Annotated in this window: 19 protein-coding genes; 11 read left to right on the top strand and 8 right to left on the bottom strand. The window is 63.9% G+C overall.

The annotated features are described in order from the left end of the window. The 8 genes from RT424_RS16410 to RT424_RS16445 all read left to right on the top strand — a co-directional run. A partial coding sequence (locus RT424_RS16410) for a DUF899 family protein (protein WP_313440483.1) occupies nucleotides 1-704 on the top strand: 704 nt, incomplete at its 5' end. A gap of 99 nt (nucleotides 705-803) precedes the next feature. After that, complete coding sequence (locus tag RT424_RS16415; protein WP_313440485.1) at nucleotides 804-1,028, top strand: ParD-like family protein; 225 nt, start codon at nucleotides 804-806, stop codon at nucleotides 1,026-1,028. Then, complete coding sequence (map, locus tag RT424_RS16420; RefSeq protein ID WP_313440487.1) at nucleotides 1,025-1,798, top strand: type I methionyl aminopeptidase; 774 nt, start codon at nucleotides 1,025-1,027, stop codon at nucleotides 1,796-1,798. Before RT424_RS16415 ends, map begins: the two co-directional genes overlap by 4 nt. Before the next feature lie 192 nt (nucleotides 1,799-1,990). After that, on the top strand, nucleotides 1,991-4,198 hold the full coding sequence (locus RT424_RS16425; RefSeq protein WP_313440489.1) for a catalase: 2,208 nt from the start codon (nucleotides 1,991-1,993) through the stop codon (nucleotides 4,196-4,198). A gap of 176 nt (nucleotides 4,199-4,374) precedes the next feature. Beyond that, nucleotides 4,375-4,782, top strand: a complete 408-nt coding sequence (locus RT424_RS16430) for a hypothetical protein (RefSeq protein WP_313440491.1) — start codon at nucleotides 4,375-4,377, stop codon at nucleotides 4,780-4,782. A 75-nt stretch (nucleotides 4,783-4,857) separates the two neighbouring features. After that, nucleotides 4,858-5,610 carry a peroxide stress protein YaaA gene (gene yaaA, locus RT424_RS16435; RefSeq protein ID WP_313440493.1) on the top strand — a complete coding sequence of 251 codons (753 nt, stop codon included), beginning with the start codon at nucleotides 4,858-4,860 and terminating at the stop codon, nucleotides 5,608-5,610. Then, entirely contained in the window at nucleotides 5,607-6,332 is a 726-nt protein-coding gene (locus RT424_RS16440; protein WP_313440494.1) for an SDR family NAD(P)-dependent oxidoreductase, read from the top strand. Before yaaA ends, RT424_RS16440 begins: the two co-directional genes overlap by 4 nt. 70 nt (nucleotides 6,333-6,402) lie before the next feature. Continuing rightward, nucleotides 6,403-9,588: a glycoside hydrolase family 2 TIM barrel-domain containing protein gene (locus RT424_RS16445; protein ID WP_313440495.1), complete on the top strand. Its 3,186-nt coding sequence runs from the start codon at nucleotides 6,403-6,405 to the stop codon at nucleotides 9,586-9,588. A gap of 188 nt (nucleotides 9,589-9,776) precedes the next feature. Here RT424_RS16445 and RT424_RS16450 read toward each other — a convergent pair whose 3' ends face one another. The 4 genes from RT424_RS16450 to RT424_RS16465 form a co-directional block, all read right to left on the bottom strand. Then, on the bottom strand, nucleotides 9,777-10,157 hold the full coding sequence (locus tag RT424_RS16450; RefSeq protein ID WP_313440497.1) for a DUF779 domain-containing protein: 381 nt from the start codon (nucleotides 10,155-10,157) through the stop codon (nucleotides 9,777-9,779). Nucleotides 10,158-10,175: 18 nt separating this feature from the next. Next, nucleotides 10,176-11,207, bottom strand: a complete 1,032-nt coding sequence (gene adhP / locus RT424_RS16455; protein WP_313440499.1) for an alcohol dehydrogenase AdhP — start codon at nucleotides 11,205-11,207, stop codon at nucleotides 10,176-10,178. 95 nt (nucleotides 11,208-11,302) lie between these two features. Further along, nucleotides 11,303-12,823: an aldehyde dehydrogenase gene (gene adh / locus RT424_RS16460; protein ID WP_313440500.1), complete on the bottom strand. Its 1,521-nt coding sequence runs from the start codon at nucleotides 12,821-12,823 to the stop codon at nucleotides 11,303-11,305. Nucleotides 12,824-12,977: 154 nt separating this feature from the next. Next, on the bottom strand, nucleotides 12,978-13,949 hold the full coding sequence (locus RT424_RS16465; protein WP_313440501.1) for a GAF domain-containing protein: 972 nt from the start codon (nucleotides 13,947-13,949) through the stop codon (nucleotides 12,978-12,980). A 195-nt stretch (nucleotides 13,950-14,144) separates the two neighbouring features. On the opposite strand from RT424_RS16465, the gene RT424_RS16470 reads away from it, so the two are divergent. Genes RT424_RS16470 through RT424_RS16480 form a run of 3 tightly spaced genes read left to right on the top strand, consistent with a single transcriptional unit; the run spans nucleotide 14,145 to nucleotide 17,727 of the window. Continuing rightward, nucleotides 14,145-15,743, top strand: a complete 1,599-nt coding sequence (locus tag RT424_RS16470; RefSeq protein ID WP_313440502.1) for a toll/interleukin-1 receptor domain-containing protein — start codon at nucleotides 14,145-14,147, stop codon at nucleotides 15,741-15,743. Nucleotides 15,744-15,752: 9 nt separating this feature from the next. Next, on the top strand, nucleotides 15,753-16,235 hold the full coding sequence (locus tag RT424_RS16475; protein ID WP_313440504.1) for a nucleotide synthetase: 483 nt from the start codon (nucleotides 15,753-15,755) through the stop codon (nucleotides 16,233-16,235). 19 nt (nucleotides 16,236-16,254) lie between these two features. Then, the gene (locus tag RT424_RS16480; protein WP_313440506.1) at nucleotides 16,255-17,727 is read left to right on the top strand and encodes a TRAFs-binding domain-containing protein; all 1,473 of its coding nucleotides are present in this window, start codon (nucleotides 16,255-16,257) and stop codon (nucleotides 17,725-17,727) included. 30 nt (nucleotides 17,728-17,757) lie between these two features. Here the strand turns inward: RT424_RS16480 and RT424_RS16485 are convergent, their stop codons facing one another. From RT424_RS16485 to RT424_RS16500, 4 genes are all read right to left on the bottom strand, one after another. After that, nucleotides 17,758-18,411 carry a Crp/Fnr family transcriptional regulator gene (locus tag RT424_RS16485; protein WP_313440508.1) on the bottom strand — a complete coding sequence of 218 codons (654 nt, stop codon included), beginning with the start codon at nucleotides 18,409-18,411 and terminating at the stop codon, nucleotides 17,758-17,760. A gap of 647 nt (nucleotides 18,412-19,058) precedes the next feature. Beyond that, nucleotides 19,059-20,741 carry a M28 family metallopeptidase gene (locus tag RT424_RS16490; protein ID WP_313440510.1) on the bottom strand — a complete coding sequence of 561 codons (1,683 nt, stop codon included), beginning with the start codon at nucleotides 20,739-20,741 and terminating at the stop codon, nucleotides 19,059-19,061. Between the two features lie 135 nt (nucleotides 20,742-20,876). Next, entirely contained in the window at nucleotides 20,877-21,719 is an 843-nt protein-coding gene (locus tag RT424_RS16495) for a LysR substrate-binding domain-containing protein (protein WP_313440512.1), read from the bottom strand. Nucleotides 21,720-21,864: 145 nt separating this feature from the next. Next, nucleotides 21,865-22,980: an aminotransferase class V-fold PLP-dependent enzyme gene (locus RT424_RS16500; protein WP_313440514.1), complete on the bottom strand. Its 1,116-nt coding sequence runs from the start codon at nucleotides 22,978-22,980 to the stop codon at nucleotides 21,865-21,867. Between the last annotated feature and the right edge of the window lies 1 nt (nucleotide 22,981).

Below are 22,981 nucleotides of genomic sequence, written 5' to 3' on the forward strand. Positions count from 1 at the left end.
ATCCGAACGAAAGCGCCGAATATCGTCGGGCCCGCAATGCCCTGCTCGATGCGGAAATGGCTTTGCGCCGTCAGGCGGAAGCCGTCGCCGCCCTGCGCCGGGCATTGCCACCAGGCGGAGAACCGGCAGAAGACTACCTGTTCACGCGGCTCGATATCTACCAGCGGGAAGAGCAGGTGCGGCTATCCGACCTTTTCGAGGGAAAACCCAGCCTGATCCTCTACAGTTACATGTTCGGGCCGGAGCGGGACGAACCCTGCACCGGATGCACGCATCTGCTCGACGGCCTGGATGGAGCGGCAAGGCATGTGGGGCAGGTAGCGCCCTTTTACGTCGTGGCGCGCTCGCCCCTGTCGCGGCTGGTCGCCTGGGCGCGGGAGCGACGCTGGCCGCACCTTCGCTTCCTTTCGGCCGAGGGCAACAGCTACACGCGCGACTACTTCGGCAACACTGCCGGCGTCTCGCAGCCCATGCGCGACGAACGCGGCTACGAAGCCGGAACGGACTGGGACGAGCCGATGATCAACGTCTTTCGCAAGGACGGCGAGACGGTGAGGCACTTCTGGGGCGGCGAACTGGTCTATGCCCCCGAGGAGCCGGGGCAGCATCACCGCGCGCTCGATGCGCTCGATCCGGTCTGGGGCTTGCTGGATCTCCTGCCCGAAGGGCGGGGATCGTTCTTCCCCCGTCTTACCTATCGTTGAAGCGGGATGGCTGGGGCCTTAGGGTCCTATACCGCAGCTTGCGGGCCGTTCGGATGCCCTATATGGATCATATATGATTCGTATATTTAGAGGGCTATGATGGGCATCGTCAATATCGAGGATGACCTGCATGATCAGCTGCGCAAGGCCAGCAAGGCATCCTATCGCTCGATCAATGCGCAAGCGGCGTTCTGGATCAGGATCGGCATGCTCTGCGAATTGAACCCGCAATTGACGTTCCAGCAGATCGTCGCGCGGGAATTGAGGGATGCGGGGGTAGACGGCCGCCTCCAACCGGAAATCGCGGGTGAGGGCATGCCATGATCAAGTCGGCTGAGGAAGTCGAACTCATGGCGGAAGCCGGGCGTCTGCTGGCATCGGTAATCTCGTTTCTCGACGGAGAGGTGCTCTCCGGGCGATCGACCATGGAAATCAACGACATGGTAGAGAGGATGATCGTCGATCGTCTTCATGCGCGTCCGGCCAGCAAGGGGCAATACGGCTACGGCTATGTCCTGAACTGCTCGCGGAACGAGGTCGTGTGCCACGGTGTTCCTTCGCATGACGAGCATGTGTGCGAGGGGGATATCGTGAATTTCGACATCACTCTCGAAAAGAACGGCTTTATCGCCGATTCCAGCAAGACCTACATGATCGGTGCGGTTGCGCCGCGGGCAAGGCGGCTGGTGCAGACCACCTACGAGGCGATGTGGCAGGGCATTCGGGCCGTTCGCCCCGGAGCGCGACTGGGCGATGTCGGCCATGCCGTGGAGCGTCACGCCAAGCGGGCCGGCTATTCGGTAGTGCGCGATTACTGCGGCCACGGGATCGGCCGCGAAATGCACGAGAAGCCCGAGGTGCTGCACTTCGGTCGGCCCGGTACGGGCCTTCGCCTTCAGGAAGGCATGGTCTTCACGATCGAGCCGATGCTCAACGAAGGGCGCAGGATGGTGCGCACCGAGGACGATGGCTGGACGGTCAGGACCGTGGACGGCAAACTCTCCGCTCAGTTCGAGCATACCGTTGCCGTTACCGGAGACGGCGTGAGAGTGCTGACCTTGCGGCCAGACGAAAAAGTGCCCGCTCGCCCCTAAGCGTCCAACGGCCTCCTGGCTGCGACGACTCGTCGGGCGGGCGAAGAATCGCTCGAACATAAGTTAATCCGCGACGAACGGCGCAACCCCGACGAGCGATCGAAGTTATCCCGCGAAGATGCCGGGGTTCTGCGCGCGTTGAAGGCGTGGTGCGGGGCGGCCGGTGCCACCCAAGTCCCAGCGAGGATAGCCATGGCCAAGACTTCCAAGAAAACACCTTCGAAGCGCACCCCGGCAGACCTTTCCGCCGCCGAGATCGGCGGTGAAACGCCCGGCAAGGCCGATGCCGTTCCTGCCGATGCCGAGATTTCGTCGAGCTTTGATGAAGACCAGGGCAACGGCGGAGAGACACGCCAGACCGCAAATGGTGACGTCGCCACCCTGACCACGCAGCAAGGCATTCCGGTGGCAGACGACCAGAACAGCCTCAAGCAGGGCGCGCGTGGTCCTACTTTGCTGGAAGACTTCCATTTCCGCGAAAAGATTTTCCATTTCGACCACGAACGCATACCCGAACGCGTCGTCCACGCGCGCGGTTACGGCGCCCACGGCTATTTCGAACTGACCGACAGCCTGGCGGACGTCAGTCGCGCCGACGTGTTTCAGCGCGTCGGAGAACGCACTCCCGCTTTCGTGCGCTTCTCCACCGTGGCGGGATCCAAGGGCTCGTTCGACCTGGCGCGGGATGTGCGCGGCTTCGCGGTCAAGCTCTATACCCGCGAGGGCAATTGGGATCTGGTTGGCAACAATATTCCGGTGTTCTTCATCCAGGACGCCATGAAGTTCCCGGATCTCGTCCATGCGGCGAAGCCGGAGCCGGACCGCAGCTTTCCGCAGGCCCAGACCGCGCACGACAATTTCTGGGACTTCGTCAGCCTGACGCCGGAAAGCTTCCACATGATCATGTGGACCATGTCGGACCGGGCCATACCTCGCTCGTTCCGCACGATGGAAGGGTTCGGGGTCCACACCTTCCGGCTCCTTGACGAACAGGGCAAGTCCACTTTCGTCAAGTTCCACTGGAAGCCCCGGCAGGGCCTGCAATCCGTCGTGTGGAACGAAGCGGTGAAGATCAACGGCGCCGATCCCGATTTCCATCGCCGCGACTTGTGGGATGCGATCAATGGCGGAGACTTTCCGGAATGGGAACTCGGCGTGCAGTTGTTCGACGAGGAATTCGCCGACAGCTTCGACTTCGATGTCCTCGATGCCACCAAGCTCATTCCCGAGGAACTCGTGCCGGTCCGCATCGTCGGCCGCCTCGTGCTGGATCGGGTGGTGGACAACTTCTTCGCCGAAACCGAGCAGGTGGCTTTCTGCACGCAGAACGTACCGCCGGGTATCGATTTTTCGAACGACCCGCTGCTTCAGGGCCGCAATTTTTCCTACCTCGACACCCAGATCAAACGTCTGGGCGGCCCTAACTTCACCCATATCCCGATCAATGCGCCGAAGTGTCCGATGGCCCATTTCCAGCAGGACGGTCACATGGCCATGCGCAATCCAAAGGGCCGTGCGAACTATGAGCCGAACAGCTGGGGCGCCGAGCAGGGCGGCCCGCGCGAGGATCCCGCAAAAGGCTTCACCAGCTTCGCGGAAATTGTAGACGGCCCGAAGCAGCGCATCCGCTCCGAAACTTTCGCGGACCACTACAGCCAGGCGCGCCAGTTCCTGCTGAGCCAGACACCGATCGAGCAGAAGCACATCGCCGACGCGCTGGTTTTCGAGCTTTCGAAAGTGGAGCGTCCCGATATCCGCGCCCGGACGGTATCCCACTTGCTCAACATCGACGCGGGCCTTGCGCAGACGGTGGCCGACGGCCTGGGCCTGTCGCTGCCCCATCCGGCGAAGGCCGCGCGCGAGCCGATCGCCGACCTTCCGCCATCGGACAAGTTGAGCATCGTCAAGAACGGGCCGGCAGACTTCAAAGGCAGAAAGCTGGGCCTGTTGCTGAGCGACGGCGCGGACGCGGCGATCTTCGGCGCTCTGCTCAAGGCGGTGGAAGCCGAGGGAGCGGTCTACGAAGTGATCGCGCCCAAGGTTGGCGGCGTGACGCTCTCGGACGGAACGCGCGTGGCGGCCAAGCACAAGATCGACGGCGGCCCCTCGGTGCTGTTCGACGCGGTGGCGATCCTGGTTTCGCAGGAAGGCGCGGCGCTGTTCGCGCAAGACGCGGCGGCGAAGGACTTTGTCAGCGACGCCTTCGCACACTGCAAGTTCATCGGCTACACCGCCGGGGCGCAGGAACTTCTTGCCAGGGCCGGAATCGCGGAGGATCTCGATGAAGCCTGCCTGCCGCTGGCTGGCGCCAAGGACGCCGAGAGCTTCCTTACGGCCTGTCGCGCCCTGCGATACTGGCCGCGGGAACTTGGCGTCGATCTGGACGCGCGTCCCGCCTGAGTGTCTACCCTTTCGGCGGGCCTATCCGTTCGGCAAGGCGCGAAAACGATGGCCCAACCCGGTTTCCGTGCAGGAACCGGGTCGGGCTGTCGCTCGTTGCTTCACTTCAAACTGGCGCCGGGAAAGCGAGGATGTCATTTCCGAGCGACCTTGCAGACCGAAGAAGGACACCATCGATGAAACGTTCACGCCCTCTTGCCCTGCTCGCCCTGGCCCTTGCTGCCGCGCCTGTGCCCGGAATTGCGCAAAGCGTGGCGGACATGGGGCTGCCGGATGCGCCCAAGTCGGACGGGGCGGCCAACAATCGTCCCGAAGGCCCGGACGCGGAGGCCCGGCGCAAGGCGCTGAACCAGGAGCAGGCGCAGGCGGCGCGGGCGCAAGTGGAGGACTTCAACGCTCGCCAGAGCGCGCGCGAGGCCGCGATCGCGACGGAAACCGCGCGGCAGGAACGCGAACAGGCCGCCTTTGGTGAGGCCGTACGCCAGCACGAGACGGCCGTGCGGGATTACGAGGCAGCGCGCGCTCAGTGGGAGGCCAGCAATCCCTACTGCAAGCGCAACGATCCGGTGAGGTGCCCTCGCTGAGCCGCCCTGCGGCATCTTTAGCCCGGTGGCCGGTGAGGTTTGACGCCATCGCCGGCCCTCGCTACCGCGCGTGCGATGATCGCTCTCCTCTCCCCCGCCAAGACGCTCGATTTCGAGCGCGCCCTGCCGCCGCTTGCCGTGACGACGCCGCACTTCTCCGAGGAAGCGGCCAGCCTTGCGAAGTCGGCGGCGAACCTTACGCAGAAGCGGCTTTCCGAGCTGATGCATATCTCGCCGCGTCTGGCCAAGCTCAATGCCGACCGGTTTCGCGACTTTCCCGACTTGCCTGAGCGCCAGGCGCTGTTCGCCTTCGCGGGCGATGTCTATACCGGCTTTGAAGCGCATACGCTGGATGAGGCAGGCGTGGCCTTCGCGCAGGATCATGTCCGCATGCTTTCGGGTCTTTATGGCCTGCTGCGCCCGCTCGACGCCATCCGGCCTTATCGCCTGGAGATGGGCACCCGCTGGGCCCCGCGCCACAAGAGCCTAACGGATTGGTGGGGGGACCGCATCGCGCAGTTCCTGCTGGAGCAGCTTGAGGAAGAAGGATCCAACGTGGTGCTCAACCTTGCCAGCCAGGAATACTTCGCCGCCGTCACCGGCAAGCTGCCCGGCGTCCGGGTGATCGAGGTGGAATTCCGCGAGCCCGGCCCGAACGGCCCGCGTTTCATCAGCTTCAACGCGAAACGCGCGCGGGGCATGATGGCGCGCTGGCTCTGCGAGCACCACGTTACGGAAATCGAGGCGATGCGCGGTTTCGACAGCGACGGCTATCGGTTCGATCCCGCCGAGAGCGACGAGGACCGCTGGCGGTTTACCCGCGCATGAGCGGTGCCGCCCGGAACTCGGCTGTCGTCATAGGCGCGTCCGGCGGGATCGGCGGGGCCTTCGAGGCGGCGCTGCTGGAGGAAGGGGCGTTCGACGTCGTCTACGGTTTCGCGCGGAAACGAAGCGGAGCCGACCATCTCGACCTGCTGGACGAGGCGAGCATCGCCGCTGCTGCCGCACGCGTGGCGGCAGGGCCTCCGCCAAGTCTGGTGATCGTGGCCACCGGATTGCTCCATGCCGACGATCTCGGACCGGAGAAAGCCTTGCGCGACCTGGACCCGGATTGGATGGCCAGGCTCTATGCCGTCAATGCGATCGGCCCCGCGCTGGTGGCGAAGCATTTCCTGCCGCTTTTGCCTAAACCCAAGGGGGCGGGGCAGGTGAAGCCCGTGTTCGCGGCTCTTTCGGCGCGCGTGGGGTCCATCAGCGACAACCAGCTGGGCGGCTGGCACGGATACCGCGCGTCGAAAGCGGCGCTGAACATGCTGGTGCGCAATCTTGCGATAGAGGAACGGCGTCGCAACGACCGCGCCATCGTCGTCGCGCTCCATCCGGGCACGGTCGATACGGCCCTGTCGCGGCCGTTCCAAAGCAACGTTCAGCCGGGCAAGCTGTTCGACGCGGAACGGGCGGCGCTGCAATTGCTCGACGTGATCGAGGGGCTGAAGATAACGGATAGCGGCAAGCTGTTCGATTACGAAGGTAACGAAGTCCCCTTCTAGCATCGGTTTGCCAACCCCGGCAGTGGCTTGCTTTCTCTTGGATATGGTATACGATTCAGGAGGTGTTGCCATGGCATGTGGCGAGATGGAACGAGAGAGGGCGGGTTACTTGCGGAAATTCCTGAACGGTTGCGCGATGGGCGCGGTTGCGGTGGCTTGCCTGCTGAGCCAGAGTGCCGAGGCGCAATCCGCAGCCGCCGAATGGGAACAGCCCGAAGTGGTTCGCAACGGCGCGGAGCCCATGCACACCACGTTCGCGGGATTCGAGACGCGCGCGGGCGCCCTGTCTGGCGACGGGGCGAAGTCACGCTATCATCTCTCCCTCGACGGTGAGTGGAAGTTCCAGCTTTCCCCCACCCCGGAAAGCCGTCCGGCCGATTTCTTCAAGCCTGACTTCGATGTGAGCGGCTGGGGCACGATGAAAGTGCCCGGTATTCTTCAGGCGGAAGGGCATGGTCGCCCGGTTTTCGTCGGCAGCGGCTATCCCTTCCCGCGCAACCAGCCGTGGATCGACCATAGCCTCAACGAGGTGGGTTCCTATCGCCGTGACTTCACCGTTCCCGCGAGCTGGTCCGGTCGCCGCCTGCTGTTGACGGTGGGTGCGGCGGGCGCGGCCTATTATATCTGGGTCAACGGCCAGCGCGTCGGCTATTCGGAAGACTCCAAGCTTCCGGCCGAGTTCGACGTGACCCGTTACGCCCGGCCCGGCAAGAACACCGTCGCCATCGAGCTATATCGCTTCGCGGACGGCAGTTACCTGGAAGATCAGGACTTCTGGCGGGTCAACGGGATCGAGCGCAGCATCACGCTCTATGCCGCTCCGGCGACCCACATCCGCGACCTGACCGTCGATTCCGGACTGGAAAACGGCTACCGCGACGGCAGGCTGGGTGTCACGATCGACCTGGCCGGGCAGCCTTCCGCGATGCGTGTTCGCGCGACATTGCTTGACGGCAAGCGCGAAGTGCTGAAGCGGGAGGGCGCCGCCGAGAGTGGCGTGGTTTCGCTGGCGGCAGCGGTTCCCGCAGTGCGAAGGTGGTCTGCCGAAGATCCGCAACTCTACACACTGCTCGTCGAGCTGATGGACGCCGACGGCAAGCTGGTGGAGGCGACGAGCCGCCGCATCGGCTTCCGCACGGTGGAGATCGCAGGCGGCGAAGTGCGCGTGAACGGCAAGCGGGTGATGATCCGCGGGGTCAATCGGCACGAGCACGACCCTCGCACTTTCCGCATCGTGTCCGAGCAGACGATGCGTCGCGACATCGAACTGATGAAGGCGGCCAACGTCAACGCCGTGCGCACCTCGCACTATCCGAACGATCCACGCTGGTACGATCTGGCCGACGAATACGGCCTCTACGTGATGGACGAGGCCAATATCGAAAGCCACGGCTACCTCAGCTTGTCGCAGGAGCACGGCAACGATCCCAAGTATCTGCTGGGCAACGACCCCAAGTGGAAGGTGGCGCATCTCGACCGGGTGCAGCGCATGGTCCAGCGTGATCGCAACCATCCTTCGATCATCTTCTGGTCGCTGGGCAACGAGACGGGGATCGGCACGAACTTCGAGGCAGCCGGCAAGTGGGTGCGGGAGAACGATCCGACCCGTCTGATCAACTTCCTTGGCTGGAGCATGAGCAACTGGCGCCATCCGACCAACAGCTACGTCGATATCTTCGCGCCGATGTATGACGACGTTCCGAAGATGATCGACTACGCCAAGGATCCGGCCTTCACCCAGCCGCTGATCCTTTGCGAATATGCCCATGCCATGGGCAACAGCCTGGGCGATCTCCAGGGCTACTGGGACACGATGCGCCGCTATCCCAAGCTGCAAGGCGGGTTCATCTGGGACTGGGTGGACCAGACCATGCTGCTCAAGGACAAGGACGGACGCAGCTACTGGGGGCAGGGGCTCGACTACGATCCCGATCCGAAGGGGCCGGGAGTCCACGGCGACGAAAGCCCGGTGGGCGATGGCGTCATCCAGTCAGACCGCACGCCCGATCCCGAATATTACGAGCTTGCCAAAGTGCAGGCGCCGATCGCCTTCGTTCAGGAGGCGGGCGCTTACCGGGTGGTGAACCGTCATGACCACATCGATCTTTCGCGCTTCACGCTCGACTGGACGGTCATGGAGAACGGCAAGGATGTGGCGCATGGCGCGCTGACGGTGCCGGATGTGGCGGCAGGGGCTTCGGCGGCGCTCACCGTGCCGGTTCCGGCCGCCAAGGATTCCGCGGCAGAGCGCATTCTCGTCCTGCGTGCCCGCGCCAAGGCAGGCGCGGTGCCGACGCAGCCGGCCGGGCATGTCGTCGGCTGGGAGCAGTTCGCGCTTTCCGGCCCGGCCGTGGTTCCGGTCGCGGCAGGTGTCGTCGCGCCAAGTGAAAGCGCTGCGACCCTGCGCCTGGCTTCGGGCGATGCGGTGCTGGAGATCGACAAGGCCACCGGCCTCGTCACCCGTTATGAGCGGGGCGGAAAGCTGCTGCTCACCGGCGGCGCGCCGAACTTCTGGCGCTCGCCCACCGACAATGACTTGGGCGCGGGCGTCGCCAAGAGCCACGTCATGTGGCAGCATTTTTCCGCAAATCGCCGGGTCGAGGCCATCGTGCGCGATGGTAACGCGATCGTGGTCCGCCATGACATGGGCGTGGGTTCGGTAAAGACCGAGACGCGCTGGACGATGGCGGCGGACGGGACCGTGAGCGTGACCGTCCATTTCGAGCCCATTCGCGACACTCTGCCCGATCCGCTGCGGGTGGGGCTGGCCTTCGAAACGCCTGCAATGCTCGATCAGGTGCGCTGGTTCGGGCGCGGGCCGCAGGAGACTTATGCCGATCGCAAGACCGCCGGACTCATTGCGCAATGGCAGGGCGCGCTGGCCGACCAGTTCCACGACTATGCCCGCCCGCAGGAGTCCGGCAACAAGACCGACGTCCGCTGGATTGAACTGACGGGAGGCAAGGTGGGGCACAGGGCCGGCCCCCCTATCGGCCTGCGCGTTACCGGCGCTCAGCCTTTGTCCGTCAATGCGCTGGCGTTCCCCTACGCCGATCTCGCCACGAAACCGCCGTCGCAGGCGCACAGCTCGGACATCCGCCCCCATGGCAACGGCACGCTGCTGATCGATGCGGCGCAGGCGGGCGTGGGCGGGGATACCGGCTGGAACCTCGATGGCCGGGCGCACATGCCCTATCGGATCGAGTTGAAGCCGCTGACCTATTCGTTCACGATCGGGGCTGCTGGGGCTCGCTGAGGAGGTCGCAGTTTTTGGTAAGGCCGTCATCCTGAACTTGTTTCAGGATCCATCGTGGGGCTGCTACCGATGACGGGGGGAATAGCGCTGAGGGGGAGTTTGCTGATCGGAGAACCGGTCTAGAGGCATGATGGATCCTGAAACGAGTTCAGGATGACGTCGCGATGGAACTGGTTTGGAGTGGGGTATCAAGTAGTCCCCGAACGGCTCTCCAGCTTCTGCACCTCTTCCTCCCCGAAGACACGGCCGCGCGTCAGGAAACGGCGTTCGCGGCCATTGTCCAGGCTGAACATGCCGCCTCGGCCAGGAACCACGTCGAGAATGAGCTGAGTATGCGCCCAGGCTTCCCCCTGGGCGCGGCCGATATAGACTGGCGTCCCGCCCACTTCGCCAAGCAGGATATCGCCCTCGCCGATCCGAAACTCGCAGCGCGGATAGCACATGGGCGACGACCCGTCGCAGCAGCCGCCGGACTGATGAAACAGCACCGGACCGTATTCGGCAACGAGTTCCCCGATCAGGTCCAGCGCTGCCGGGGTGGCGACTACGCGTTCTATCTCGTTCGTCACCCCGGCCGTCTCCCTGGTTTAGCCCGCCATGTCGAGGACGACACGTCCTTCGATCTGGCCCTTATGCATGCGATCGAAGATCGTGTTGATGTCCTCGATCCGCGCCGTCTCGACTGTTGCCTTGACCTTGCCCTGCGCCGCGAAATCGATCGATTCCTGAAGATCCAGCCGGGTGCCGACGATCGAGCCGCGCACGGTGATGCCGTTCAGCACCATACCGAAGATGTTGAGCGGGAAGTCGCCCGGCGGAAGCCCGTTGAGCGCCACCGTTCCGCCGCGCGCGGTCACGCCTATGGCCTGTTCGAAGGCCTTCTCGCTCACCGCCGTCACCAGCACGCCGTTGACGCCGCCGCCGGTCTCGCGCTTGATGATCGTGGCGGGATCCTCGTTGCGGGCATTGACGGTGATCGTCGCGCCCAGCCTGCGGGCGAGGTCCAGCTTGGCGTCGTCGATGTCGATGGCCGCGACGTTGAGGCCCATGGCGATCGCATATTGTACGGCCATGTGGCCCAGTCCGCCGATACCACTGATCGCCACATAGTCGCCTGGCTTGGTGTCGGTGACTTTGAGGCCCTTGTAGACGGTGACTCCCGCGCAAAGCACTGGCGCGATCTCGGTGAAGCTGATGTTGTCCGGCAGGTGTCCGACGTAGTTTGGATCGGCGATCACATAGTCCGCAAAGCCGCCGTTCACCGAATAGCCGGTGTTCAGCTGGCTTTCGCAGAGCGTCTCCCATCCGCCCATGCAGTGTACGCAATGGCCGCAGGCGGTGTAGAGCCAGGGCACGCCCACCCGGTCGCCTTCCTTCACATGCGTGACGCCGGCGCCGACCTGGCTGACGAAACCCACCCCCTCGTGCCCGGGAATGAACGGCGGATTGGGCTTGACGGGCCAGTCGCCTTCGGCGGCATGGAGGTCGGTATGGCAGACGCCGGACGCCTGGATCGCCACCTGGATTTGGCCGGGGCCGACTTCGGGCACGGGTACTTCGTCGATGGTCAGGGGTTTGCCGAATTCACGCACGACGGCAGCTTTCATGGTCTTGGCCATTGCAACACTCCTGCTGGGAATTGGTATTCATCAAGAATAGGGGGCGCGCTCCGCTTTCGGGAGAGAGCGTAGCGGAGCGCGCCGGGGGATCAAGCTCAGAAGAATCCGAGCTTGCGGGGGCTGTAACTTACTAGCATATTCTTCGTCTGTTGATAATGATCGAGCATTATTTTGTGCGTTTCACGGCCGATCCCGGACTGTTTGTATCCGCCGAAGGCCGCATGCGCGGGATAGGCATGATAGCAATTGGTCCAGACCCGCCCGGCCTTGATCTCGCGGCCGAACCGGTAGCAGGTATTGGCGTCGCGGCTCCACACGCCCGCGCCCAGGCCGTAGAGCGTGTCATTGGCGATCGCGAGCGCCTCCTCGGCATCCTTGAAGGTCGTTACGGAGACCACCGGGCCGAAGATCTCCTCCTGGAAGATCCGCATCTTGTTATGGCCCTTGAACACGGTCGGCTTGATGTAATAGCCGCCCGCGAGTTCGCCTTCCAGTTGCGCCGTCTCGCCGCCGATCAGCACTTCGGCGCCCTCCTGGCGGCCGATGTCGAAGTAGGAGAGTATCTTCTCCCGCTGTTCGGAAGAGGCCTGTGCCCCGATCATCGTCGCGGGATCGAGCGGATTGCCCTGCACGATGGCGGCCACGCGCTGTAGCGCACGCTCCATGAAGCGGTCGTAGATACTCTCCTGGATCAGCGCGCGGCTGGGGCAGGTGCAGACCTCGCCCTGATTGAGGGCGAACATCACGAAGCCCTCTATCGCCTTGTCGAAGAAATCGTCGTCCTTATCGGCAACGTCCGCGAAGAAGATGTTGGGCGACTTGCCGCCCAGTTCCAGCGTTACCGGGATCAGGTTCTCGCTGGCATATTGCATGATCAACCGTCCGGTCGTCGTCTCGCCGGTGAAGGCGATCTTGGCGATGCGGCTGGACGAGGCGAGCGGCTTGCCCGCTTCCAGGCCGAAACCGTTGACGATGTTGAGCACGCCCGGCGGCAGCAGGTCGCCCACGATCTCTGCCCAGACCAGGATCGAGGCGGGCGTCTGTTCCGCAGGTTTCAGGACCACGCAGTTCCCGGCCGCCAGCGCCGGGGCCAGCTTCCACGCGGCCATCAGCAGCGGAAAATTCCACGGGATGATCTGCCCGACCACGCCCAGCGGTTCGTGGAAGTGGTAGGCGACGGTGTCGTTGTCGATCTCGCTTATCGAGCCTTCCTGGCCTCGGATCACACCGGCGTAGTAACGGAAATGGTCGATGGCGAGCGGCACGTCGGCGGCCATGGTCTCGCGGATCGGCTTGCCGTTGTCCCAGGTCTCGGCAGTGGCGAGGCGTTCTAGGTTTGCCTCCATGCGGTCGGCCATGAGGTTGAGTATGCGGGCCCGCTCGGCCACCGCAGTCCTGCCCCAGGCGTCCTTGGCGGCATGGGCGGCGTCCAGTGCGGCTTCGATGTCGGAAGCATCCGAACGGGCGATTTCGCCGATGACCCGACCGTTGATCGGAGACGTGTTTTCGAAGTAGCGGCCCGCCTTGGGCGCGACCCAGCTTCCGCCGATGAAGTTTTCGTAACGGGCGGCGAAGGGGGGCTTGAGTGCGGCGCGTTCCTGAACGGGGGCGTCCATGCTTCTATCCTCTCTAGCGGCGCCTGATGGCGTCTCGTCGAGGAAGAGTGTCGCGCAATGGAATGGATTGCGAAAGAAGCGGGAAGGGACTGTCTCGGCCGACTGTCTCAACGGCGAGACACTTCGCTCGATCTGATCGGCAAACGGAGGTCCGTCAGCGCGAAAGACCGGCCCTGGCCATGCGCCGGTAGAACGTCGCTCGTCCCACGCCGAGAATCCGGGCGGCCGCGCTGGCGTTTCCGCCCGCCTGAGCCAGCGCCTGGCGCAGCGCCGTGCGATCGCTGTCCTCGAAGGACGGACCGCGGGATTGCGCGCCCAGCACCTGATCCAGCGGACGAGGGCCCCGGAGCAGGGCATCGCTCAGTTTCAGGCGCGCTCGGGCCCCGCGACTGGCGCCGATGACCAGGTCATCCCGGTCCGTGGCCAGCAGCGCGGTGCCATGGATCGGATCGTCCGCGAGGAACACGATACGCGATCCGGCGTAGTGCGTGCAGAAGTAATCCCGCTCGATCCGCCGTGCCGCGTCGCGCACGAGCGCGGATACCAGTTCCGCCATGGCCGGGCCGTGGTCCTGACGATAGCTCGATACGTCGAGCGCCCCGGCCAGGCGTCCCTGCGGATCGTGCAGCGGAGCGTCCATGCAACTGATGCTCAGATTGCGACTGGCGAAGTGCTGGTCGCGGTGGATGATGACGGGCTTGTCCTCGAACAGACATGTGCCGATTCCGTTCGTGCCTTCTTCCGCTTCGCCCCAGCGCCCGCCTTCGACCAGGCCGACGGCATCGAACTCCGCCGCGTCACCGGCGCCTACCCGGCGATCGAGCACTATGCCGGTGGGATCGCTGAGGACTACCCCGCAGCCCGATCGGCCGACGGAACGGAAGACCTGATCCAGAACGGGTGACGCCACCGCCAGCAAGGCGGCATGTTCGCTCTGCCGCTGGCCCAGCGTAGAGAGATCGACGCGAGCCCGCTTCGCCGCGGTTCCCGGATCGAGCCCATGATGCAGCAGCGAACGGCACCACGAAGCGGTCACCGTGGAAACGCCCGCGCTGCTAGGCGAGTGTACCGCGTCGAGAACCACATCGATGTGGCGCATCGCGGGGCTGGTGCCGTTCCGACTCATCGCATCTCCTCAGCGGAACATCATGGTTCGAACCGGTGAAGTCAAACGGCTCCACGATTCGAGAGGCGAATTGGCGGAAACTGGCCGCCGACCGATCGAGATTTCGCAAGGCTTTTCGCGCGTTGCGCCGTCTTGCGCATCTGGTAGGGAGGGGCGGCGGGTAATGGGGCACTGGTAGATGATCGTTTGTCGCCGATGATGGCGGAAGAAGACATCGTTGAAAGCGGGAAAACGCGCCATTACCGCGCGTTTCTCAGCTATAGCCATGCCGATGAGCGCTTCGCCGGCAAGCTGCACCGCTGGCTGGAAGCCTACCGGATTCCGGCGCGCCTCGTCGGCACGGTCAGCCGCGTAGGCGCGCGCCCGGTGCAGGTGCCGCGCCGGCTCACCCCGATCTTCCGCGACCGGGCCGAACTTGCAGCGGCCTCCAGCCTCGACCAGGAAGTGCGCCAGGCGCTGTCGCAGTCCGACGTATTGCTGGTGCTCTGCTCCCCGGCGGCGAAGAATTCCCGCTGGGTAGACGCCGAGATCGAGCTGTTCCGCAGCCTTCATCCGGACCGTCCGGTGATCGCGGCGCTGCTGGAAGGAGAGCCGGAGGAGAGCTTCCCGGTATCGCTGGTCGGCCCGGATGCGAACGGCGTTACGCACGAACCCATCGCGGCGGACTTCCGCGCCGATCACGACGGGGCCAGGCTTGCCCGGCTGAAGATCGTCGCGGGCCTGACGGGCATCGCGCTCGACCAGATCATCCAGCGCGACGCACAGCGTCAATTGCGCCGTGTGATTGCCATCACGCTCCTGACGGTCCTGCTTACTCTATCGATGGCCCTGATGCTGATCTTCGCGCTTCGGGCGCAGAGGGAAGCCGAGCACCAGAGACAGCAGGCCGAAGGATTGATCGAGTTCATGTTGACGGACCTTCGACAGAGGCTGGAGGGCGTCGGCCGTCTCGATGTGCTGGGCTCCGTAAATGAGCGGGCGCTCGACTATTATGCCGATCAGTCCGACCTGAACGCCCTGCCGGCGGATTCGCTGGAGCGCCGCGCCCGCATCCTCCATGCCATGGGCGAGGACGATCACAAGCGCGGAGAGTACGCGGGCGCCGTGGCCAAGTTCGCGGAGGCGCATCGCGTCACCGGCACGCTCCTCGCGGCCGATCCGCGCGATCCCTCGCGCATTTTCGCCCACGCCCAGAGCGAGTTCTGGCTGGGCTATGTGGATTTCATGGCCCAGCGCTATGAAAAGGCGCTGCCGCGGTTCATCGCCTATCGTGCTCTGGCCGAACACCTTGTCCGGCTTGCGCCGGAAAATCAGGCCTATTGGCGCGAACTGGCTTACGCGCAGGGCAATATCTGCACCATTGCAGTCACGCTGAAGGGACCGGAAGAGCAACTCGCGGAATGCGGCAACGCGCTGAAGACCATGGAACGCGTGGCACACCTGGCACCGGACGACCGCAGCCTCGATGCCGACATCGCCAACCGCCACGCCTGGATGGCCGATGCCCTGCGCGTGCAGGGCCGCAATGTCGAGGCGCTCGAGGAGCGGTCCCGGCAGGCGGCGATCGTCAGGCGATTGATCAGGATGGACCCGAAGAACGCAACCTATCAGCAGGACTGGATGCTGGCCCGCTATTCGAATGCGGAATTGCTCTATAGTCTCGGTGAAAAGAGCCGTGCGGAACAGTTGCGGGAGGAAGCCATGCAGGACGTGGCGCGCCTTATCGCATCGGATCCGGAAAACAATGATTGGCGACTCTGGCAGGCGAAGCTGGCAGCGCCTTTCGAACATTGAGGTGAATTCATGTCTACGCTCAACTATACACAGTACGGCCTATCGCCGTCGTTCGATCTTGGTCTATCCGATGATGCGCAGGTCGTGCAGTTCCGCGTGACCCTGGCGGTAGAGGATTGCGCGATCGCGTTGCGATACGAGGTGGTCGGCGAGAAGGATCTGCATTACATTCCCATTACTTGCGACAGCAAGGTGGAAATCGAACTGGTGGGCGATCAGCTTTATTTCTCGAAGGAGTGGGATGCGATCACCACCAAGGAAGCGCTGTCTTCCTATTATGGCGGACTTGAATACAGCAAGTACGACAAGGAACTTGACCGCTACAAGGTAGTCCGCTTCCAGGCCCGCTTCAATCGCGGCGGCAAGTTCGGGACCAGGCATCCCTTCAACATCAACGTCGACCTGCTTCAGGGAACGCGCTGCGCGCCGCAGTGGATCGGGCTCACCATCGATCCCGATATCAAGAATCCGCCGCCGAACGGCGGACAGTAACCCGGCAGGAGGTGCACCCGTGACTCTTCCTGCCCTTGCCAGAATTAGGCAGATCGCGCGTGCCGGCGACACCTTGCGGGCCTGGCGGATGTTCGAAGCATCCGCCTTGCCGCAATCGTCGGCTCCCGAAGCGCTCAGCCTCAAGGGCAGGTTGCTCAAGGACCGTGGGCTGCGGAGCGAGGGGGACGAGAGGCGACAGCTGTTGCAGCAGGCGCAGGCAGCCTATCTTGCTGCAGCGGGCGATCGCCGGGCGACCTATCCGCTGATCAACGCCGCGACCATCGCTTTCCTCAACGACCGGGTGGACGAGGCTCGCGGCATTGCCCGACATATCCTGGAAATCTTGCGCAGCGGCGCGCATGAGCAGGAAACCCGCTATTGGCTGGCTGCAACCGAGGCCGAGGCGTTGTTGCTGCTCGACGATGCCAAGGCCAGCCGCGAGGCGCTGGAGCACGCCATGGCCGCGGCACCGGAGGCGTGGGAAGACCACGCCGTCACGCTGCGGCAGTTTCGCCAGATACTGAAGCGACTGGGCCGTTCGCCGGACCTGTTCGATCATCTGGAGCCGCCGCCAAGCCTTTATTTCTACGGCATCATCGGCTTGCCGGACGATGAAAGCGAGGCTCGGGCAAAGCTGGAGCAGGCGCTGGACGAGATACGGCCGGGCGCGGTTTTCGGTGCCTTGGCCGCTGGCGCAGACATTTTGGTGGCTGAGCTGGCCCTGAAACGCGGCGCTCGCCTGCATGTGGTCTTGCCGACATCGATCGCCCGCTTCCGGGAGATATCGGTCCGCCAGTATGGGATGCGCTGGGTCGAACGGTTCGACCGCCTTGTCGAGGAAGCAGACGTCGTCGACGTGCTCGGCGGCAATTCAGAGCTTTCGCAGGCCGCCATCCTGGATGGTTCGCGGGTGGCGATGGGCCTGGCCTTGCGCCACGCGCGGATTTTGGCGACGCGAGCGCTGGCCTTGCATGTTTCGCGAGGAACCGATGATGCTGGCGGGTGGGAAGCCCATTGGCGCGCCCATGGTCTGCCGGTACATAAGCTTGTCCTGGACGACACGCTTCCTCCGAGAGGCGGTGGGCTGGCGCCAGCGTCGAGCCGCGCTGTCCTGGGATCGCCCGGTCCGCTGCCCCCAGTATCCGGCAACGTTCCGATCGAGGAAGTTTTCGCGGAAGGTGGAACGATCCGTGCCTTCGCGGATCTGCCGACGGCGATGGATCATGCGCTTGCCGTCCTCCGCAGCGCCCCCGATCTGCAACTCGGCCTCGATCAAAGAGCCGTCGCATTGGATCACAGCCTGGAGATCGATTGCGAACTGGCGATCCTGCTGGCACGCGCAGCTCCTTCGGGCAGCATCTGCGCATCGTGGCCCCAGGCTGCCGCGCTCGATCTGCTGACACCCGACTGCCGCTTCGAATCGGCAGGAGAGATCGTCACGGCGATGGGGGATGTGCCGATCGGGCTATTTTGTCCCCGATCCGCTATCTGAAAAAGCCGCAATCGCGTCCGCGATTCGTTTTCAGCAAATCAGTTCCGCAAGCATGCGCGGAGCATTGATCGTCAGCTGATCATCGTCGCGACTGATGATACCCCGCCTGATCAGCGCTGCTATAGCCCGCGAGGCCGTTTCGCGCGTGGTGTTTGCCCCGAGGGCGAGGGTCGTCACGCGAGGCGGCGGCACGATCCGGTCCCGCCCATCGGCCAGGGCGATCAGTTCGGCATAGACGCGGCCGGCGGCGCTATAGGTCATGCGCGTCACCATGCGGTCCAGCGCGCGATCGAGTTGCCGTGCCAGAAGACGCGCCATCCCGGCGGCGATCTGGACGTTACCACTCACCAGTTCGGCGATTTTAGGCGCTTCGGCGCAGAGAAGCTGGCAGTCGAGGAGGGCGCTGATCTCCGCCCTGTGCACCGTGGCGGCGGGATAGGCGCCGAAGAATTCGCCCGGCCCGTGCTGGGCAACCTGCTGCCGTTGCCCCTCCAGGCCATAGGTTTCCACGCGCAGGGCGCCGTCGATCACCAGCCAGCAATTGTGCGAGGGCTCGCCCTGATGCGCCAGGATGTCCTTGGCGGAAAGACGCTGGGGAATCAGGACGCGCGCGAGCGCTTCGGCGGAAGCCCGATCGCACCGGAAGATCGCTCGTATCGCCTCGATCTGAACTTCGAAATCCAATGAGATGCCCCTCAGCCGCAACGATCACTCGCCGCACGACTGATTCCAGCTTAGCCGATTCAAGTCCGGTAGGGGAAGCAGGACAATAAGGTTTCCTACGAGCATTCCTGTGAGGATGCATATGAGAATGCTTATCAAGAAATCCGGCCGAGGTGTGATCCCGGTCACGCACGATCGCCGTATGGAGGCGTACATCAAAATTGCGACCCGAAGGCGGCTCGTACAGAGCAGCCCTATTCCTTGGCCCGAAGGTTTTTGCCTTCGGGCCATTTTTTCAGAATTTCACGCCGGAAGACTTTGCCTCTCAACATGAAAGTGCGACCCGAGGGTAGGTATCGAAATGCGCGATGTTCTTTGTTTCGTCGCTATGAATTGCTGCCGCAGAGCACCTCTCGGAACAAGTGAAAATAAAGTCATTGCGGTGTTAAATTCGCAGTATTCCAAAAGACATCCGCGCCTGCCGATAAGGTAAGTCTGCGGGGCGGAATTGCATTGCAAGCCCGAAGTTATTCATATCGCTCGATTAAAAAGCGCAGCGGGATTCCCGCCGTCAGACCTCTGCTGAGGTTGCCGGATCGGTCCTTTCTGGTTTCGCGGATAGCTGGTCCGTTCCGGCGCGGTTTCCCCGGCCGGAACGGATGCTTTCGTCACTTCCGTGAGGCGCCGCTGGCATCGCGAGCGGCGCGGAACTCGCTGTCCTGCGACCAGTTCGGCCAGTCGCGGCTGTTCGCGAGACGATTGCCGACGCCATAGAGCAGCGTCATGTCGCTGTTCCAACCCGAGGTGTTCCAGTTGGGATCGTACTCGTCGGCGGGCTGGTGGTACTTGTCGCGCGTGTACGCATCGGACAGTTCCTTGCCCCGCGCATCGCCGCCGTTGGCCAGTTCACGACCGGGGCTGAACGAGATCGCGGGAACGCCGCGCTTGGCCATCGGGAAGTGGTCCGAGCGGTAGAAGCTTCCTGCTTCGGGCCGGGCGTCCGGGGTGTAGTGACGGCCCAGCTTTTCGCCTTCCTCGGTGAGCATCGTCAGCAGATCGAGCTTGGCTGCGCCCGAAATGCTGAAGTTGGTGGTCTTCTCGATCGAGAGCGGACCATCCATGTTGACCACGCCGGCCGTCGTCGCCAGCGGGCGCAACGGATTGTCGGCATAGTATTCGGAGCCGAGCAGGCCCTTTTCCTCTGCGGTAACGGCCAGGAACAGGACCGAGCGCTCCGGTTTGGACTTGGCGTAGGCGCGGGCCAGCTCAAGCAAGGCGGCAGTGCCCGAAGCGTTGTCGCGCGCGCCGTTGTAGATGCGGTCGCCCTTGGCATCGGGCAGGCCGACGCCGAGGTGATCCCAATGTGCCGAATAGATCACCGTTTCGTCGGGATATTTCGACCCCTTCACCAGCCCGGCGACATTGTACGACGTGATGACCTCCGACTTGACCCCGTAATTCGCGCTCATCGTTGCCTTGAGCGGAATGGGCCGGAAATCCTTCTTGCGCGCCGCTGCCTTGGCCGCCTCGAAATCGATGCCCGACGTCTTGAGCAGCTGCGCCGCGAGATCCTTCTGGATCCAGCCCTCCATCTGGGTGTGCGCAGTTCTGGGATCGGCGCGCACGATGTCGAACATCGTATTGGTATTGGAGTTCTTCACGGTCGCCCAGCCGTAGGAGGCGGGTTCGGTTTCGTGAACCACCAGAACCCCTGCGGCGCCCTGGCGCGCGGCTTCCTCGTACTTGTAGGTCCAGCGGCCGTAGTAGGTCATCAGCTTTCCGCCGAAATCGCCTTCGCCGCCTTCGAAGTCTGGGTCGTTGACGAGGACGACCATGATCTTGCCCTTGAGGTCCACGCCTTTGAAGTCATCCCAACCGCGTTCCGGCGCCTTGACGCCGTAACCGACAAAAACCAGCGGCAGATCCTTGAGGTCGACCGAATTCTGCCCGGTTTCGGCAGCCCGGACCGCAATCTGCTCTCCCTGCGACAGGGGCGTGGCAGCACTGCCGATCGTCATCGAGAGAGTAGGTGAACCCTGGATGCTGGACATGCGCAGCGGTACGTTCTGGAACCAGGAGCCGTCATTTCCGGCAGGCCGGAGCCCTGCGGCCTTCATCTGTGCGGCAATGTAGTCGATCGTCTTCTTCTCGCCGGCGGTCGCCGGTCCGCGGCCTTCGAATTCATCGCTGGAGAGGATCTTGATGTCGTTGGAAATGCGTTGAACGTCGAACTTCGGCGCGGCGGGGGCGGGGGCGGGGGCAGCCATCGCCATGGCCGATGCGCCGAGCAGGCTGCCGACCGCGAGCACACGGAGCGACTTGCGCGGAAAACGGATCGTCGAGGAAGTCATCGGTACTCCTTGGCCGGTCGGCCGGATGTTGCATGGCGCGCTGAATCGGTTCGATCCGCTGCCACCGATGTTCACGATCCACCACCATCTTGTCGATACGTGCACTGCATATTTTCGACAGGTCCGCAGCCTCACCTAGGCCGGTTGCAGCGCGGTGACGACCTCTCGCGCAAGTTTCGCCAGTTGGCCGGTCGGTCCGTCCAGCCCAGGAGCCGTCTGCAAGATGCAGGATACGTTCGGGAGGTTCGGCAGGCCACTCTCCGTCAGCGGGGCATCGCGAAGGAACAGGGGGGTGCGGCAGGTGAGGCCCAGCCCGGCGTCCACTGCGGCGCGCAGCGCGGTGAGATTGGGCGTCTCCACCGAAATGCGATAAGGGCGGCCCGCATCCTCCAATGCGCGGATCGCCGCTTCGCGAAAGCGGCAGGGCGGCTCCAGCACCGCAATCTGGACGACGTCCTGCTGTGCGAGTTCGGGCTTGCCGTACCAAGCCATCGGCGTGCTGGCGATGGCGCTGGGATCGTTATTGGCCGAAAAGCCCAGGACGATGTCAAGCTGCCGGTTCTCCAACTGGCCGAGCAATTCGGCAGTGCCGGCCACGCGCGAATATAGCTGCGCATCGGGATGAAGCTCTGCAAACCGGGCGAGCAGGCCGGAAAGCAGCATTTCCGCGAAGTCCTGCACCATGCCGATGCGGGCCGGGCCGGTGAACTGGCCGGCCGTGACCGCGGCTACCGCCTCGTCATGCAGGTTCAGCACCTTGCGTGCGTAATCCAGCATGAGTTCGCCCGAAGGCGTCAGGGTCAATCTTCGCCCTTCGCGATGGAACAGGGCTTGCTGGAGCAGCTCTTCCAGGCGCTTGATCTGGAGGCTCAGCGCAGACTGGCTGACGAAGACCCGTTCGGAGGCATGGAGCATCGAGCCGGTGTCCACGATCGCCACGAAGCTGCGCAGGAGATTGGTAGGCAGGTTGACGGGCATGTTCGGCAAGCTCCGGAAAAACGGGAGACAGCTCTATATGAGGTATTCTCAACTGAAACAGTAGAGAATAAGTTTGCAGATGCAAACATTGCCTGCTGTCTTCGCGTCTTCCGGAACTTTGGCAGAGCGGGCCGAACGGCGGCCTTCAGGACGCCAGGCGGAACTCCAGTCCCGCTTCGGCAATGGCACGACCCAGGAGGATCGCTTCTTCCGGTTCATTCCATGCATGGAATGAGGCGCGCAGGCATCGCCCCCGCACGTCGTAGCGGAAGCCGCGTGGGGCAAGCGTTTGGTGAAGCCGCGCCACGTCTTCGAACTCCAGGCAGAGCGTGCCGCCCCGGCCGTCCATGTCGATGGTCCGATCGGCTGCCGCTGCAAAGGCGGCAATGCAGTTCCGGTTGTGGTCGAGGATCGCGCGCTGGCCGATTCCCGTTATGGTCTCGATGCCTGCCAGCGCAAGCGCGAAGGGCGCGATCGAGGGGCTGCCGCCCTGGAACCGGCGCGCATCGGGTGCGTGACGGAACGCGCGGATGTCGAACTCGTAAGGATCCTCATGCCCGAACCAGCCGAGGTCGAGGGGCTCGATCGTCGTCGTCAGGCTTTGCCGCAGCCATAGCCATGCCGCGCCGGGGCCGCCGCAGAGCCATTTCACGCTCGATCCCACCAGCGCGTCTATGCCCCATTCGCGCGGGGTCACCGGCAATATGCCGGCGGACTGGGCGACATCGACGATCGACAGCGCGCCATGGCGGCGGGCCATGGCGGCGATCTCGGGGATGGGCGAGGCGACCCCCGTGTTGGAATGGACATGCATGGCCACGACCGCGGCCACGCCGGCATCGAGGTGACGGTCCCAGGTCTCGGCATCACCGGGAGACTGCGCCGCCGGGATCAGTCGGGTTTCGAAGCCCAGCCGTTCCAGTCCCTGGGCGACGTAGCCCACGGTCGGAAACGCCTGTTCCGACATCAGCACCTGGTTGCGACCATCGGCGGGACGCAAGCCGGAGAGCAGGGAGAACAGCGCGGACGACACGCTTTGCTGGGGTGCGACTTCCGTGATATCGGCGCCGATCATACCGGCCAGCGCAGTGCGAAAGCCTTCGATCGTCTCCAGCCAAGGGCCCCACGCGGCGCCGCCCGTGGTCTCCCAGGGCGACAGATAGCCCGCCTCCAGGGCGTTCCGGGCCGAGCGGGGCAGGCAGCCCACCGAATGGCTGAGCAGGTAAGGGCCACCGGGTGGAACGTGGAATAGGTCTTTCATC

Origin of the sequence: Novosphingobium sp. (assembly GCF_032093395.1) — a bacterium.
Classification (GTDB): Bacteria; Pseudomonadota; Alphaproteobacteria; order Sphingomonadales; family Sphingomonadaceae; genus Novosphingobium.